Below are 16,540 nucleotides of genomic sequence, written 5' to 3'. Positions count from 1 at the left end.
CATCTCCCCAGGACTTGTCCCATCCATTATATCCTGTCTGTCATCCCCTCCTTCGAGCTTTTTCGACAACACAAAATGGGGCAGCCCCGACCATCGCCGGGCGGCTGCCCCATTCGCATCGTTCGATTGGATCAAAGGTCGCAATCCGGCCGCAGGACGATTCCTTGCCCTGCGTCGCGATCGACCGTCAATCGCGACGGCGCCCTATCGGCGACCAGGACGTCCGCAATCTGGTCCTCGACCAGTTCCTGAATCACACGGCGGAGCGGGCGAGCGCCGAATTGCGGATCGTAACCGCGATTCGCGAGTTCTTCCACTGCGTCGTCCGTCCATTCAAGCGCGATGCCCTGCTCTGTCAAAACGGATTTCAATTCGTTCAGCATCAGCTCGACGATGCGCGCCACGTCGCTCTTCGCCAATGGTTGGAAGGCGACGATGGCGTCAAACCGGTTGAGAAATTCAGGCTTGAAGTAGGCAGACAGTTGACTCATCCGCGTGTCCTTCGCATCCTCGGCGCTGCTTTCCGGCCGGAAACCGAGATGCACCTGCCGATCCAAGGCGCCCGCGTTGCTGGTCATGATGATGATGGTGTCCTTGAAACTCACCGTCCGCCCTTGACTGTCCGTCAATCGCCCGTCTTCCATGATTTGCAGGAAGATGTTCTGGACATCCGGGTGCGCCTTTTCGATCTCGTCGAGCAGAATCAAACTGTACCGGTTCCTGCGCACCTGCTCCGTCAATCCGCCGGCATCTTCGTAGCCGACATATCCCGGCGGCGATCCAATTAACTTCGATACGGAGTGCTTCTCCATGTACTCGCTCATGTCGAGTCGAATCATTGAGTCCTTGGAACCGAACAGGCTCGCCGCGAGCTGTTTCGCCAGCTCGGTCTTACCCACGCCGGTTGGGCCGACGAAGAGGAACGATCCGATTGGCCTGTCGCCCTTCCGCAATCCGGCACGGCTGCGCCGCACCGCCTTGGCGACTTTCCGAACGGCCTCCTCCTGGCCGATGACCTGCTTCGACAACTCCTCCTCCAGATTGCGCAATTTGGCTTGTTCATCCGCTTGCATTTTGCGGACGGGAATGCCCGTCTTTTCTTCCACAATCGACTGGATATCCTCCACCGTCACTTCGATGGTTTGAGACGGCGCACCGGTTGCCGACCGCTCTTGCAGCAGCGCCCGGATGCGCGCCTCTTCCTTCCGCAGCTCCGCGGCCCGCTCGTACGCTTCGGATCGGATGGCCGCCTCTTTCTCGGCGACGATGCGATTCAACTGGGTTTGCAAATCGTCGACATCGGAGCCGCTGAGTTGCAGATTGGCTTTCGATCCCGCCTCGTCCATGAGATCGATGGCTTTGTCGGGCAAGAATCGATCCCCGATGTACCGGCTGGACAGCGTGACGCACGCCGCGATGGCCTCGTCCGTGAATCGGACCTGATGATACGCCTCGTACTTTGGCTTGAGTCCTTGCAGAATGGCAATCGCCTCGTCCACGGTCGGTTCGTTGACCATGACTGGCTGAAAGCGGCGCTCCAAAGCCGCATCCTTTTCAATCTGACGATATTCCTTCAATGTCGTCGCGCCAATCACTTGGACTTCTCCGCGAGCCAACGCGGGTTTCAGGATGTTCCCAGCGTCCATCGAACCTTGTGCTGCGCCTGCGCCGACAAGCAGATGGATCTCGTCGATGAACAGGATGACTTCCGGTCGGGCCTCCAATTCGGCAATGAGCGCGTTCATTCTTTCCTCAAATTGCCCGCGAATACCGGTGTCGGCGACGAGCGATGCGACGTCCAAGGCATACACCTGCTTGTTGCGAAGCTTTGCTGGAACTTGTCCATCGACAATCCGCAGAGCGAGCCCTTCCGCGATGGCGGTCTTACCGACGCCAGGCTCCCCAATCAGCACTGGGTTGTTCTTGTTGCGACGGTTCAAGATTTCGATGACGCGCATCACTTCCTTGTCCCGTCCAATGACGCCGTCAATTTTGCCCTGCCGCGCCCAGTCGGTCAGATTCCGGCCGAACTTGTCAAGCAGCCCATTGCCTCGGTTGCCGCCGCCAGGCGCATGAAACTGCGTCGAATGGGTTGATGGTCCAATGCCGGGAAGGGTGCCTCCCATGGAAGCGAGAAAATCGTCCAACCCCGACAGGCCGGAAAACGGTCCGAACGGCGAAAGCGGGCCAGCACCAACCGGGATCGATTGCTGTTGTGCCAGTTTTTTATAACATTCCTCACAGAGATGCAATTCCGTGAGATGTCCATTCGTGTTCATACGCACGTGCATACGTGCTTCATGTTCTTTACAAACATCACAACGCATTCGTAAAACCTCCTTCGAATTGCGCACCATTTGTTCAGCTTCGGCCGCCCAGATTGGGTTGACCTTGACTTTCTTTGACCATTATAGCACGACATTCTGACTTTGACTATCTTTGACTAAAAGTTGTGTACGCACAAATGCCGGAGACGTATTTGTCAACTTGTACCGATCTAGGTAAACTTGAGTCCTGAGGGGTGTCGCAGCCCAAGCTTTTGCGACCGACGGGATCGAGATTCCGATTGACGAAATTGCGCGTCGAGCCGGTTTCGGGGTAAGAACCGTTTATCGTCACTTCCCGACGAAAGACACGTTGTATGAAGCGGTCATCGTCAACTACAAGCGACGTGTGATTGAGCAGGCCGAGAACATGCTGAATGATGACGATCCAGGTTCGGCCTTTTTTGATTTTCTGTCACAAATTGTACAAAGAAGGTCTCCATCACAAGGGGGTTGTGGAGGCGGTAGCTCTCGCTGGCGTGGACATTCGTCGGACCCTCTCGGGCGTCTCGCTGGAGTTTCGGAAAGCGGAGCGCGCCATTTGTTGTACGAGGACAATATGAAAATCATGCGATGGAGGTTTGGGATATGAAACTACTGGTGACAGGTGCCACAGGGCAATTGGGATCGAAGGTTGTGGAAGCGCTGCTCAAGCGCGTTCCCACAAGTCAGCTTGCAGTCAGCGTGCGAAATCCAGACAAGGCGAAAGATCTCCAATCGCGCGGCGTCGAAGTTCGGCGTGGAGACTTTGATCAGCCCGAAACGTTGAATGCCGCGTTTCAAGGCGTGGATCGGTTACTGATCATTTCCGCGGATGGGGATAACGAGACGCGTATTCGCCAGCACGGACACGCAGTGGCAGCAGCGCAACAGGCGCAGGTCAAGTTCATTGCATACACCAGTATCGTCAATGCCCAGGAAAGTCGAAATCTCTTGGCTCCTACCCACAAGGCCACGGAGCAAGCCATTTTGAAAACGGGTATTCCGTATTCGTTCCTTCGGAACAACTGGTACTTGGAAAACGAGACGTCGTCGATTCAAGCGGTGATGGCCGGCGCGCCGTGGGTGACTTCAGCAGGAGAAGGCAAAGTGGGTTGGGCTCCCAGGCAGGATTACGCGGAAGCTGCCGCCGCAGTGCTCGCAGGAGAAGGACACGAAAAGACCGTGTATGAACTTTCTGGAAAGCTGATGACGCAGGCCGGATTAGCCTCCATCGTCGGCGAGGTGTTGGGTAAGGAAATCACCGTTCAACAGACAGACGACGCGAAGTATGCCGAGATCATGAAGAGCGCGGGCGTGCCTGACTTTGTCATTCCTCTCCTGGTGGGCATTCAACAAGGTATCCGGGAGGGTACGTTGGAAGTCGAGAGCGACGACTTCGAAAAGTTGCTGGGCCGTCCAGTCACCCCAATTCGCCAGGCCTTGGGTGAAATCGTTCGACAACTTCAAGCTGGGCAAGCGTGATCGGGTGAACGACAGCAATGGATTAGCTCGTTTGATCACGCTGTTTCTGAGTTGTTTCTAAAAGTTAAGAAAACGTTCAAGGGGCCCCTGCAAGAGGCCCCTTACCCGACCACTTCGAGCGTCGCGTCGCGACCGACCTGGACGGACACGTTGTGCGTTTTCCCGTCATCGACGAGCTGCAAGTATGGCGAGGTCTGACGCGCACCGTCGATCACCCAGGTCGGCGCCTCATCGGCGTCCTCTGCGCTGCAATCCACTTCGATGCTGTAGATCGCCGATCCATACCGATACATGACGTGGAACGTCGTCCAGTCGGCTGGAACACACGGCCGGATGTGGAGTCTGTCGGCCCGGCGCGTGACGCCAAGCACGTACTCGAGTCCTGCTTGGTACATCCAGCCTGCCGCTCCGGTGTACCACGACCATCCTGCTTGCCCCCGGTTCGGATCGGCCGTATAGATATCGGCGGACATCACGTACGGTTCGTTGCCATAGATGGCGATCTCGTGTGGAGATCGCGTATGGTGAATCGGATTCAGCATGGAGAACAGCTTGTGCGCTTTGTCCGATTGACGCAACAACGCCCACGCCACAATGCCCCAGATGACCCCGTGGGTATACTGTCCGCCGTTTTCCCGAATGCCAGCCGGATATCCCTGAATGTAGCCAGGGCTCGGCTGTGTGTCCTGGAATGCGGGTGTCAGCAAGCGAGCCACGCCAAGGGCGGGATCGACCAATTCCTTGTCAAACGACTTCATCGCGCGCAGTTGCCGTTCGCGCGACGTTCCGTCGGAAATGACGGACCACGATTGCGCGATGGCGTCGATGCGGCATTCGCCGTTCGCAATGGAACCGAGCCATTGGCCAGCATCGGTGAACGCCCTGCGGAACCAGACCCCGTCCCAGGCGTTGTCGTTGGCGGCCCGTTTGAGGCGCTCCACGTGCGCCTGCAGCTGATCGCGCACATCCTGCGCCAGCACGTTTTTGGGCAAACGCGTGAACCGCTTCAACACGTCGAGCAGGAACCAAGCCAACCACACGCTCTCGCCGCGTCCCTTGGCCCCGACACGGCTCATGCCGTCGTTCCAGTCGCCGATGCCCATGAGCGGCAGGCCGTGCTCGCCGAACCGAAGCGCATGGCGGATGGCGCGAATCGCGTGATCCAGCACCGTACCCATTTCGTCGGACACGACGGTGTCCTCGTAGCGTTCCAGCTCATCTTCCCGGAGAACCTCGCTCGTCAGAAACGGCACCCGTTCGTCGAGCACCGTCAAATCCCCGGTGTGTTCGACGTAGCGTGAAACGGCGTACGGGAGCCACAGAAGGTCATCCGAGAATTTGGTGCGAATGCCCTTGCCAGTTTCCTCATGCCACCAGTGCTGCACATCGCCTTCGCGATATTGGTGCGCCGAGTTGCGAATGATCTGCGCACGAGCGATGTCAGGCTTGGCGTGCAGGAGCGCGAGCGAATCCTGAAGTTGATCGCGAAATCCGAATGCCCCGCCCGCCTGATAAAACGCCGTACGGGCCCACAGACGGCAGGCAAGCGCTTGGTACAACAGCCAGCCGTTGAGGAGAATATCCATGGCTCGATCCGGCGTCCGCACCTGCACCTGTCCCAGCGTCTCCCGCCAGAACGTCGAGGTCGCGCGAGCAGCTTCTTCATACGCCGCCACACTGCCGTATTCGCGGACGAGAGCTCGAATTTCGTCGGCGGACGGCGCGCAACCAACCAGGACCATGACATTCGCCTCGCCGCCTGCCGGTACGCCGACCACTTGGCGAATGGCGCCGCACGCATCGATCACGGTGCCTGTCCGCTTGGACAACGCTGCTTGTCGAAGTCCGGCTGGCCTCGCGAACGAGGCCACTTCGGACGCGTTTCCCGTCGGCACACCGATGAATTCCTGTCGATCCGCCGTCCACGAACGCAGTTCGTCGTCCGCCACAGCGTCGGTCGCCATATGGAGAAAGCCGAAGGCGTCGCGAAACGTCGTCTGGTAGGTGTTGTGGGCGATCAGCGACTCGCTATCGTCATCCCAATCTGTGACGATAAACGACGACTGGTTCTCTCTCGACACGCCAAGCACCCAATCCAAGTAATACGTCACCGCCACGCGCCTGGTTTGATGTGTCCGATTGCGAAGCCTCAACCGAATCAGCTTGATGGGCGCCTCCGGAGGGACCACCACCTCCATCGTCCGTTCGAGGACAGCGTCCGACGATTGAAAACGCGTTTTGCCAAAGGTGTGCGTCACGCGATAGGTCAGACCCTCTCCCGCCGGCTTCGGAGCCGCCGAGGTCAATGTGTCCGTGTCGAGATCGTGGATATAGAAACACTCCGCCGGGGGATCCAGCACAGGGTCGTTGTGCCACGGCGTCAGTTTGAATTCGCGCGAATTGCCCCACCAGGTATAGCCGGTACCGAGTTCGGTGATGAGCGTCCCGAAATGCGGGTTGGCGAGCACGTTCGACCATGGCTTGTTCGACGGTACGCCGGCGGCATCCATGGTGACATCCATTTCGTACGCCCTGCCTCCATCGACAAAGCCGCCCACGCCGTTGGCAAATTCCCTGTCGTCCGCGGTCTGTGAGTCCGGGCGCGGAGAAGCCGACCGAGCGCTGCGGAGTTCCGGAGTCCGTCCACCAGCGGACGATCCGGCTGATCCGGCTGTGGAACTTCGCCCGACTGAAGGACTTTGTTCACCGCTTGGCGATGCGGTTTGGAGCTGCGTCCGGACGGACGGGCCGCCTGCTTCGATCCAGATGCGAGACACAGCTTCGAGCAGTGTCCGCTCCGCGTCACGCAGTCGATCCGCCTTCAGCACCACAATCCGGTTCATATCGCCCAAGCCCGTCGCGGCGAGGCGATCACGCAGTTCGGCCGCCACCTGGTCCTGGTAGCCGCCGACGGTCTCGTCGAGAATGGCGAGACCGATGGCGAGTCCGCGTGAGCACAGATAATGATGCAAGCGCGCGACGGCGACCACGAAGGGCAGATCCGCGTGAAACGCGAGCCGCACGGTCACAATCGGCGCGTCTCCGCTGAGACCGTGCGGCCACAGTGACGATTGCCCGAGGACATTCTGTTCGATGGCATGCTTTCGCCGCTCGGACAATGCAGCCGGAAACAGCAAACGCGCGGCGAGCGACTGCGCGTCCATGCTCTGCCGAGGCGAGAGATGCGCGTAGCGCAGCTCAATCTGCGACCGGATCCACGCCAGGTGGAACACATGCGACACAGCCCTCGGTTCCTGCAGCGTTTGGACCATGTGCAGCGCGTCCTCGCGCGTATTGGCGACACCGGTCAACAGATACACGACGACCCGTTGATTCACAGGAATCTGCACGCGCCTGCGCATGACGAACGCTGGGTCGGCGACAGAACCCAACTTGCCTTGCAGGTTGTGCGTCAAGGCCCGAGGATGCTTGAGCGATCGTCCCCGGCCGATGAACACAGGCCGCTCCGTCTCGAATTCATACGCCCCAGTGACCGGCTGCCCCTCGACGAACAGCGTGTGCACGGCCCAAGTTTCGGCCTCGTCCGCCTCGCGCGGCCTGCGCTTCGCGAGCAGACAGCCTGATTCCGCATCGTGGCTCGTCTCGACGAACAACCGGCTGAAGGCGGGATGGGATCGATCCGCCGCCGGATCGGCCAAGGCCAATTCTTGAAACGACGTCACTTCGATGGTCCGCGGACTGTTCGAACGATTGATCAGTTCCAACCGCCTGACCTCGACGTCGACGTCAGGAGCCACCGTGATCTCAAGCGTGGATTCGATCCCGTCAACCGTACATTGGTATGTCGATTTGTCCGCCCGGAACCGGGCGTCGCCGTCGTCCCCCCGCCCCAGAGGAAACGCGGTGGGACTCCAGGTCGTCTCGGAAGCGACATCGTGGAGGTAGAGCACGGTCCCGCTCAGATTCGCGAGCGCATCGTCGTGCCAGCGCGTGACATGGATGCCTTTCCACGACAGGAACCCATCCCCCCGCGACGTGGACACGCTTGCCATGCGCCCATTGGACAGGACATTGACTTCGAGCGGCCATTTGTATTGCGAGACGCGGCGTTCGTCGTCCGCACGCCCCTCGCCCAACTCCGCCCCCTTCAGTTGGCTGCCGGCCGGCTCTTCAATCATGGCCGCTTTGCGCGGAATTTTCTCCTGCAGCAAAAATTCGGCCGCCTGAACTTCGGGCAAGGCGTGAAAACGCCTCACCATGACGTCGTTCTTCAACAGATTGACCAACGTCAACAAGCTCATGCCCTGGTGATGCGCCATGAAGCTGCGGATGACCTCGTGCCGATGGCCCTGCGGCAGCCGATCCACCGTAAAGTCGACGGCCTCGTAATAACCGAACATTCCCTTCGCGCCAAGCTGCTCAAACTGTCGCAGCGCTGTCAGCGACGCGTCTTTCGCGATGGGCATCGCCAGAATCGTCGCATACGGCGCGACGACCAAATGGCGGTCCAGCCCTCTGTCCAAGCCAAGACCTGGCACTCCGAAGGCGCGGTACTGGTAGTTCAATTGATAGTCGAACGCGTAGTAACCGCTCTCCGACACGCCAAACGGCACGCCGCGCTCTGCCGCATACACTTGCTGTTTGGCGACCACCCCTTGATACGTCTCGTCCCAAAGCGAGTTCGCGTACGTTCGCATCAGCAGGCGCGGCATCAGATATTCAAACATCGTACCCGACCAGGACAAGAGTGTCTTACGGCCCTCCGCGCGAGTCATCGTTCGGCTCAGCGCGAACCAGTGAGAAACCGGAACCTGACCGAGCGCAATCGCCACAAAACTGACCTGCCGCGCTTCTGAAGCCATGAGATCGTACAGAATCGATTCCTTCTCGTCCCTGTCGACGTGGTAGCCCAGCGAAAACAGTCGTTCATTCCCGTTGTACAGCGGACGAAAATCGGTGTTCCGAATCAACTGCCGCAGTCGATCCGCCAAGGCAGTCATTCGTTCCGCCTGTTCGGCTTCCGCCGCATCCCGATACTCTTTCAGCCCTTGCGCGGCAACCATCAGACACGCGACGAAGTTGCCGGAATCGACGGTGGACACGTACTTCGGCGACAACGGCTGGGCATTGGTGGTGTCGTACCAGTTGAGCAGGTGCCCATGCCACTTTTCCAAGTGATCGACGGTATCTATCGTCCGCTCGATCCGGTCGATCATCGCCCGCGTGTCAATCAGCCCGACATCGCGCGCTGCCAGCACGCTCAACAGGTAGAGGCCGATGTTGGTTGGCGACGTTCGGTGCGCGATGGTCTCCTTCGGTTCGTATTGAACATTGTCGGGCGGAATCCACGACTCCTCGGCCGTCACATACCGTTCGTAGAACGCCCAAATGTCGCGGACCCAATCGGCCAGCACGGATTGATGCGCTTCTACCCACGTATCCGTCTCTGGAGAAGGCGCCCGATTCAGCCATCGGATCACGGGAAACACGATGACACACACGACAAACGCGCAACTGCCGACGATGATCGAAGCCGCCCCGCCGACCGCCCATGTGGACACCGCGATGGCAAGCAAGACAACGACGCCGAGGGGACCGTACATCACCGTCGTACTGCCGCTAAACCGCTCCATTTGCGCGGAAGGCACCCACTCGAGCAGCCTTCGCCGGCTGACCAGCATGCGGTAGAGCGTGCGAATGGCGGCATCCACCGCAATCGCGGCCGTAAACGGCAAAAGCAGCAGTTGGATCAGGTTTTGCGCAAACACCGTCGCCGCGCGACGCACGTCGATGTCCCGTTCCAGCACGCCGCCCGCGCACGTTTGGATGAAGGGCGCGAACATGGTCAGGAGCACGATCCACGACCAGACGGCGGTGCGCCCTGGCAGCACGTGCAAAGCCCCGAGCCAAACGACGACGAGCAAGGCGGGCGGCAGGAGGCTTCGCCGAACGTGATCGACAATATGCCAGCGCACGACACCGCAGAGATCGACGGGGCGACGCTGTCCGCGCCTGTCGCGACAGGCCCGCCCGATCCACTGCAGAAGCTGCCAATCGCCGCGAATCCAACGATGCGCCCGGCGTTGGTAGGCATAGACCGTCGTCGGCTGCTCTTCGACGACCTCGACGTCCGCCACCAGCCCTGCGCGCAGAAAGCCACCCTCCAGAATGTCGTGGCTGAGCACGTGGTTTTCAGGAATGCGATCGACGAGCGTGCTGGCGAAGGCGTCCACGTCGAAAATGCCCTTGCCGACGAACACGGCCTGGCCAAACAGGTCCTGATACGGATTGGAGACGGCGAAGGCGTATGGATCGATGCCGAGATCGCCCGCCCAAAGCGAGGCAAACCGCGATTTCTCCGTCGACTCGTAGGTGACGCTCAAGGTTGGCTGCAAGACGCCGTAGCCTTCGATCACGCGCGAACCTTCCCGATTCAGCCGCGGCCGGTTGTATGGGAGGTGCATGGTGCCAGCGAGACGCGCGACGACGCCGAAGGGAAGCCTGGTATCGAGATCGGCTGTGAACACGTAGTGGACGTCCCGCAGCCAGTCGAGATCGCCAACGCACACCGTGAAACTCGTATCGGTTTTGCCGCGCAGCAATTCCACGAACTCCACGAGTTTTCCGCGTTTGCGCTCCCAGCCCATGTACACTTGATCAACAGGATTGAAACGCCGTTCCCGGTGGAACAAATAGAATTTGTCTGGGCCATATTCATCTTGCAGGGCCTTGATCCGATCGATCGCCCGCTGAAGCAGTGCCCGATCCGCCTCAGTGACGGCTTCCTCACCATCCACGAAATCCGCGAGGATCGCAAAGCCAATGTTGTGCTCACGGTTCGCCAAGTAGTGAACGAGCAGCCGATTCATCGCCTCGTCGACTTCGTCCTCCGTCGACCAGATCACAGGCAGCACGACCATCGTCTTCGCTGCGTCGGGCAACCCTCGTGAAAAATCATAACGCAGCAATGGGACGGGTTTGACAAACCGGGTGATGGCATCGTGCAGCACCGTGCAAACCCACTCGCTCACAGGGAAGGCCAACGCCGCCAACGCACCAACGACACCCCATGCGCTTACCGCGAAGCCGCCGATCGCCCACGCGAGCGTGAGAATCATGCCAACCACCAAGACGAGGCTGCCGCTCGCGAAATAGACCAAGGAGGGGCGGCGACGCGCGAATGTCCCTCGCAGCGGAGCCGGCGCGGTCGACCTGCGAATCTCCCGATGGAGCGTCCGCAGTCCCGCAGGATCCAACGCATAGTAGGGGACGGACGCCGAGCGAGGTGGAACGCCTTCGCCAGACCAGGTGCGAAGTTCGCGCCTCGCCAACTCGACCGCCGATTCAGCGACCAATGTCTCAGGCACGCCCAGACGCTGGGCCACGCGGGCGATTGCGTCGCGGACGACGTCCTGGCTCGATTCATCGAGCTTGGGATATTCGTCCAGCTCGTCTGTTTGGAGCAACTGTTCCACATGGCAAATTTGCGTGAATATCGGCCGCCATGGTTCCCGTTCCAATCGATGCAGACTCCGCACGAGATTGCCACATCGCACCTGGAGTTCCGACTGCAGTTGATGCTCGAGCGACACCAGCGCTTCAAGCGATGATTCACTGTGATCGATATGCCCATGAAGCCACTCGCGAACGACCCGAATGTCGGGCTCCCATTCGCGCAAATGTTGCACAAGATGGACGAGTTCGATAGACGTCAAGGCTCGACCACCAATCCGGCGGTAAATCTCGCGGCGAACCTGTGCCTCGGTGATCCCCTTGCCCCCAATGGTTTGGAGCATGCGTTCCGACTCGAGGCAAACTTCGTGCCGATGCCGCACTTCCCGCATGGCGTCGGCCAAACGCGAGAGAATGGCGATACGCATGACGGTCGGTAGAATGGCGCACTCGCGGACATGCAAGATGGCCGCTTGTTGGTAGGACTGAAGATACAGCAGCAAGGTTTTCGCGTCATATTGGCCATTCACATGTTCCAAATAATCGTCACACAGCGCAAAGACTCTCGGAATCGACGAGGCGCGCAAGTGCGGTATCTGAACAAACTGTTTCGTCACGCGCTCGCGCTTGACCACCTGAGCCTGCGTCTCGAGAAAAGCGATATGGTCCAACAGCCAATCCTCCGCAGGTTGCGCGCACGTTGCCCGATGTTCGCTCAGCATTTCGGCAAAATCGTGCAAACTGCGGATGTCTGCCATGAAATTCGACCAAAATGCGGAGGTCGTCCGGCGTGGACGGATCACTTCATCGGTCAATGCAAACTCACGAGCCTGCGCCTGCAACTGAAGATCGCTTAGAATCATAAGTCCTCCTGATATCCTGCGCGGTGTCCAATCGTATGGAACCGTTAGCTTGTCCGTTGATGGGCAACATATGTAAACATTCCCTTTTCGGTACATATTTATAAATTCTCGCGTCGAAATGACCCGAATAACGAACGGGTCGATCAGATCCACGACGTCGTCTCTGCCGAAAGAACAAAATGCCCCTCGCGGATTCCTGGAAACCAGCAACGATGATATGATTAGGTAGAGATACGAGGCGAAGCTTTGTCGCCGAGACGAAAGTATCCGCTTTCATGAAGCTGCTGGCCGCAGGGCCAAACGTTCGCACACAAGGAGGAAGATAGGATGAGTCAAGGCGTATTAGGAACCAACGTCATCGCGCAAATTGGCATTTTGGTTCACGATATCGAGGCGACGAGCAAAGCCTACGCCGAATTTTTCGGAATGGAGCCGCCCAAGTGGAGTTGGACGGACGGGGTCGATGTCGCGAAGACGGAATATCACGGTGAGCCATCGGAAGCTCGGGCAAAATTGGCGTTTTTCAACATGGGGTCGTTGCAACTGGAGTTGATTGAACCGGATCACCATCCGAGCACGTGGCGCGAATACCTGGATGCGCACGGCGAAGGGCCGCACCACATCGCGTTCGTCGTAAACGGCATGAAAACGGTTGTGCAGGTGCTTGAGAAGCGCGGAATGAACGTCATTCAAAAGGGTGAATACACCGGCGGACGTTACGCGTACATCGATACGCTGGACGATATGAAAGTGATCTTCGAATTGCTCGAAAACGACTGAGGTGGGGTTGGCATTGTCGAGCTTTGACTATATCAAAGGGATGACCTGGGGATGGGTCGGCCGTCACGGCACATGGGCGACGCCAACGGCATCCCATTCGATGGCCGAGATGACGAAATTGGGTATCAATTGGACCGCCATCGCGTTTCAAGGGCTGCAAGACCACCCGCATGCCACGGAGATTCGGTTTAACGAGGGCACCATGGTGCGCGACGACGAAGTGGTGTGGGCCATCCGCGAAGCACAGGGCCATGGACTGAACGTGTGTCTCAAACCGGTCGTCAACTGTTCTGACGGCACGTGGCGCGCGTACATCGACTTTCCTGACGCCAGCGCGCCCGGTGAACCATCGTGGGCCGAGTGGTTCTCCAGCTATGAGCGCTTTATTCTCCACTACGCGCAAATCGCGCAAGACACAGGCTGCGATATGTTCTGCGTGGGATGCGAAATGGTCTCATCGGATCGGCGCGAAGCGGAGTGGCGGGCGCTCATCGAAAAAGTGAGAACCGTGTATCACGGGCCCATCACCTACAATTGCAACCACCACCAGGAAGAGAAAGTTCGCTGGTGGGACGCTGTGGACCTCATTTCGACGAGCGCCTACTATCCTGTCACAGAGTGGGCGGAGCGTGTTCCTTTCTTGCGCGAGTGGGCGGCGCGCGTCCAGAAGCCGATTTTCTTTATGGAAGTGGGATGCCCGAGCCGGGCGGGTTCGGCCATGGTACCCTACGACTGGACGCATGAGGGCGTCGTCGATTTGGCAGAGCAGGCGCGATTCTACGAAGTCATGTTCGACGCGATGAAAGATGAGGCATGGTTTTACGGGTTCATGTTGTGGGACTGGCCCGCTGTGCTGTATCCACGGGACAAGGCGGGCGAAAACGACGACTATTGCATGTACGGCAAACCTGCGGAAGCTGTCGTACGGACATTCTATGCGTCTCGGTAGTGCTTGGCCAACTCATTGAACAAATGTGTATCCTGAAGTTCTCGGATAGGAGAGATGATTTTGTTGTCAGCGTTGTCTACTGCTTTGATCATCGTCTTTATCTTGGGATGTATTGGCTTAGGCATTGGACTGTGGAATCCTAGACTCGTCGGGTTCGGCTATGCCAGTGGCAGCAGACGTGTTATGTCGGGGAGTGTATTTGGCGTGATTGCGGCATTGTCGTTGGTCGGCTGGCTGCTGGTACCGGCGAACGCGGGACAGCCGTCGCCGTCGTCGACAGGGGGCGCTGTATCCACTGAAAACACGGTCTCGTCCGGTACAGCGATTTCGAGTAATCAGACGGCGGCCAAAGTCATACGTCCGAAACAACTTAGCCGCAAACAGCTCCTGAATACGCTCAATTGGGCCAACGCTGAATATCGCGCGATTTACAAGGCGTACGGATCCGAGAAACCAGGAACCTACGACAAATCGTTCTTCACCAAAGTCAATCAAACCGCTTCGGCGCTCGGCATCAAGAGTTTTCAACTGGCCGGGAACAACTACCATCCTTCACCCAAAGATCAACTTGGCGAAGAACAGGCGGACGTTGCCGTCGCGGTGGATGACGCCCTCTCTTTGGTCGGCGACATTGGGCAATTTGTCATGGGAGAAGTGCCTACGCCGGATCAAATCCAAAAAGATCAGCAAATTTACAACAAGCAATATCAGAAGACCTTGGCGGAAATCCAGTCTCACTAGGCCTGGGGCGGAGATCGTGATACACTCTATGGCGGGATTCGGAAACCGGATCCTGCCATGGAGAGGTATGTGTGCAGCCAATGAATCGCTTGTTCCCCATCTTCCCATTTATCGCACTGTTGCTGGTCAGCGTCTTCTGGGGAAGCCACGCTATCGCCGCCAGCGCGCTTGAAACCCACATGCAGCCAGTGTCGCTGTCGATTTGGCGATTCACCTTCGGGGCGCTGTGCTACTTGCCTCTGCTGTTCAGCCGAAGTCGACTAGGGCGATTGCGCCAATTGGACCGTGGAACTCAAATCAAGCTGGGCATCGCCGGGTTGTGTTGGTCTGTTCTCTATCCACTTTTCTGGTATGCCACGCTGGAATATCTGTCGCCAATTGAGAGTCTGCTCCTGGTCAATACGTCCCCGCTGATTGCCGCAGGCATCGGCTGGATATTCCTTCGCGAACGGCTAACCTTGCGAGATGGCTTAGGGATCCTCGTCTCGTTTTTCGGCGTCATTCTGCTTGTGGCGCATCAATGGGGCGGAAAGAGCTCCACGCTCGGATTCGCGCTGGCGATTTTGGCGGCATTGTCGTTCGCCTGCTACACAGTGACGTCGAAATCGCTGTTTCAAGCCCTGCCCTTGTTCGACGTATTGCTCGCTACGAATGGAATAGGCGCTGTCCTGCTGTGGATCTTCGCGCTCGTCACCGGCCGCGTGGGCCGCGCGATCGCAGCGATCGCGGCCCTTCCCAGCCATGGCTGGGAAGAGCTCGGCTACATCGTGGTGGTTGTCAGCGTCATCGCCTACGTACTGTATGGCTACGGACTGACCCGGGTTCCCGCCGCGATCGGTTCCGCCGTGACCTTCTACCCGCAGGCCCTGTTCACGGCGCTCATGCAATGGATTGGATTAGGCACGCCGCCTTCCTATTTCATATGGATCAGCGGCCTATTGATTCTTGGCGGAACCGCCCTGATGAGTACAGCACGCAGGTCCAACGGCCGAAAAGCAACCGGGACTATTTCCGACGCGGCTGACTGCCAAACGGTCGAACGTAGATAAATTCCTCGCTCGCTTCGTCCAGCGCGTTCAGCACGTCTGAGGAGAGTTCAAGACCGACGGCCTGCAGGTTGTCATCAATCTGCGACTCCCTCGTCGCCCCGGCGATCACGGTGCTAACCCCAGGCTGGTGCATGAGCCAGGCGAGCGACAGAGCTGTCGCGGTGGTCCCCAGTTCCTTGGCCATTTCAACCACCTTATCCCCCATGGCCATCCGAGCATCGTCCATGCGGGCCGCAAAGTTTGGATTTTTGTCGAGCAGCGATCCCTCGGGCTTCGCCCCTCCTGCGTATTTTCCGGTCAGGATGCCGCCTGCCAGCGGGAAATACGGGATTATGCCAATGCCTTCCGAAACGCAGAAAGGCACCAGTTCGCGTTCGATTCCGCGGTCCACCAGCGAATAGCCCGGCTGCACCGACACGTATTTCGCCAGCGAGAAGCGTTCGCTGATCGACAAGGATTTCATCAACTGCCAAGCCGCGTAGTTCGATGCGCCGATGTAACGAACTTTGCCGGCTACGACGAGATCGTTCAACGCGCGCAGCGTCTCTTCGAGCGGCGTCGTCGGATCGAACGTATGTATCTGATAGAGATCGATATAGTCGGTCCGCAGTCGGCGCAGACTGTTCTCCACCTCACGCATGATGTGAAGCCGCGACGATCCGCCGTCGTTCGGTCCATCGCCGTTCTTGATGCCGACCTTGGTCGCGAGGATGACCTGGTCGCGCCTGCCTTCGAAGGCTTCGCCGATGATCGATTCCGATTGCGTGTTGGTGTAGATGTTCGCCGTATCGATAAAGGTGATGCCCATGTCGACCGCGTGATGGAGCACTCGAATCGATGTCGCCTTGTCGGCTCGTCCGCCGAAGGCGTTCGTTCCCAAACCGAGCACGGAAACTTTCAGACCGCTGGTTCCCAACTGACGATACTGCATCCTATCTCCTCCTCCGAACTGTCTGC

General features: G+C 58.6%; 9 protein-coding genes. 6 read left to right on the top strand and 3 right to left on the bottom strand.

The features are described 5' to 3' along the window. Positions 1-131 precede the first annotated feature (131 nt). On the bottom strand, positions 132-2,327 hold the full coding sequence (locus tag AAC01S_RS03810; protein ID WP_067619024.1) for an ATP-dependent Clp protease ATP-binding subunit: 2,196 nt from the start codon (positions 2,325-2,327) through the stop codon (positions 132-134). A gap of 187 nt (positions 2,328-2,514) precedes the next feature. On the opposite strand from AAC01S_RS03810, the gene AAC01S_RS20170 reads away from it, so the two are divergent. Further along, positions 2,515-2,916: a TetR/AcrR family transcriptional regulator gene (locus tag AAC01S_RS20170; protein ID WP_083511492.1), complete on the top strand. Its 402-nt coding sequence runs from the start codon at positions 2,515-2,517 to the stop codon at positions 2,914-2,916. Continuing rightward, on the top strand, positions 2,913-3,788 hold the full coding sequence (locus AAC01S_RS03800) for an SDR family oxidoreductase (RefSeq protein ID WP_067619019.1): 876 nt from the start codon (positions 2,913-2,915) through the stop codon (positions 3,786-3,788). The genes AAC01S_RS20170 and AAC01S_RS03800 overlap by 4 nt, the downstream gene beginning before the upstream one ends. A gap of 101 nt (positions 3,789-3,889) precedes the next feature. Here the strand turns inward: AAC01S_RS03800 and AAC01S_RS03795 are convergent, their stop codons facing one another. Further along, entirely contained in the window at positions 3,890-12,064 is an 8,175-nt protein-coding gene (locus tag AAC01S_RS03795) for a glycoside hydrolase family 94 protein (RefSeq protein ID WP_067619016.1), read from the bottom strand. 327 nt (positions 12,065-12,391) lie between these two features. Between AAC01S_RS03795 and AAC01S_RS03790 the strand changes: the two genes are divergently transcribed. The 4 genes from AAC01S_RS03790 to AAC01S_RS03775 all read left to right on the top strand — a co-directional run bounded on the left by AAC01S_RS03790 (position 12,392) and on the right by AAC01S_RS03775 (position 15,583). Then, on the top strand, positions 12,392-12,844 hold the full coding sequence (locus AAC01S_RS03790) for a VOC family protein (RefSeq protein WP_067619014.1): 453 nt from the start codon (positions 12,392-12,394) through the stop codon (positions 12,842-12,844). 40 nt (positions 12,845-12,884) lie between these two features. Next, positions 12,885-13,793 carry a glycoside hydrolase family 113 gene (locus AAC01S_RS03785; protein ID WP_067619172.1) on the top strand — a complete coding sequence of 303 codons (909 nt, stop codon included), beginning with the start codon at positions 12,885-12,887 and terminating at the stop codon, positions 13,791-13,793. Between the two features lie 60 nt (positions 13,794-13,853). Continuing rightward, positions 13,854-14,534 (top strand): hypothetical protein, encoded by a 681-nt coding sequence (locus AAC01S_RS03780; protein WP_067619012.1) that lies wholly within the window; start codon positions 13,854-13,856, stop codon positions 14,532-14,534. An 80-nt stretch (positions 14,535-14,614) separates the two neighbouring features. Next, positions 14,615-15,583, top strand: a complete 969-nt coding sequence (locus AAC01S_RS03775; RefSeq protein ID WP_245630068.1) for a DMT family transporter — start codon at positions 14,615-14,617, stop codon at positions 15,581-15,583. On the opposite strand, the gene AAC01S_RS03770 is transcribed toward AAC01S_RS03775, so the two are convergent. Beyond that, the gene (locus AAC01S_RS03770) at positions 15,540-16,514 is read right to left on the bottom strand and encodes an aldo/keto reductase (RefSeq protein ID WP_067619006.1); all 975 of its coding nucleotides are present in this window, start codon (positions 16,512-16,514) and stop codon (positions 15,540-15,542) included. The two genes, AAC01S_RS03775 and AAC01S_RS03770, sit on opposite strands and share 44 nt — an antisense overlap. Positions 16,515-16,540 lie beyond the last annotated feature (26 nt).

Source organism: Alicyclobacillus acidiphilus NBRC 100859 (assembly GCF_001544355.1).
Classification (GTDB): Bacteria; Bacillota; Bacilli; order Alicyclobacillales; family Alicyclobacillaceae; genus Alicyclobacillus; species Alicyclobacillus acidiphilus.
Note: the sequence above shows the minus strand (reverse complement) of the source record. Positions and strands in the feature narration are given on the sequence as shown.

Excerpts from the sequence above, each read along its gene's own strand:
- AAC01S_RS03810 (WP_067619024.1), bottom strand. The coding sequence starts at position 2,327 with ATGCGTTGTGATGTTTGTAAAGAACATGAAGCACGTATGCACGTGCGT.
- AAC01S_RS03800 (WP_067619019.1), top strand. The coding sequence starts at position 2,913 with ATGAAACTACTGGTGACAGGTGCCACAGGGCAATTGGGATCGAAGGTT.
- AAC01S_RS03795 (WP_067619016.1), bottom strand. The coding sequence starts at position 12,064 with ATGATTCTAAGCGATCTTCAGTTGCAGGCGCAGGCTCGTGAGTTTGCA.
- AAC01S_RS03790 (WP_067619014.1), top strand. The coding sequence starts at position 12,392 with ATGAGTCAAGGCGTATTAGGAACCAACGTCATCGCGCAAATTGGCATT.
- AAC01S_RS03785 (WP_067619172.1), top strand. The coding sequence starts at position 12,885 with ATGACCTGGGGATGGGTCGGCCGTCACGGCACATGGGCGACGCCAACG.
- AAC01S_RS03775 (WP_245630068.1), top strand. The coding sequence starts at position 14,615 with ATGAATCGCTTGTTCCCCATCTTCCCATTTATCGCACTGTTGCTGGTC.
- AAC01S_RS03770 (WP_067619006.1), bottom strand. The coding sequence starts at position 16,514 with ATGCAGTATCGTCAGTTGGGAACCAGCGGTCTGAAAGTTTCCGTGCTC.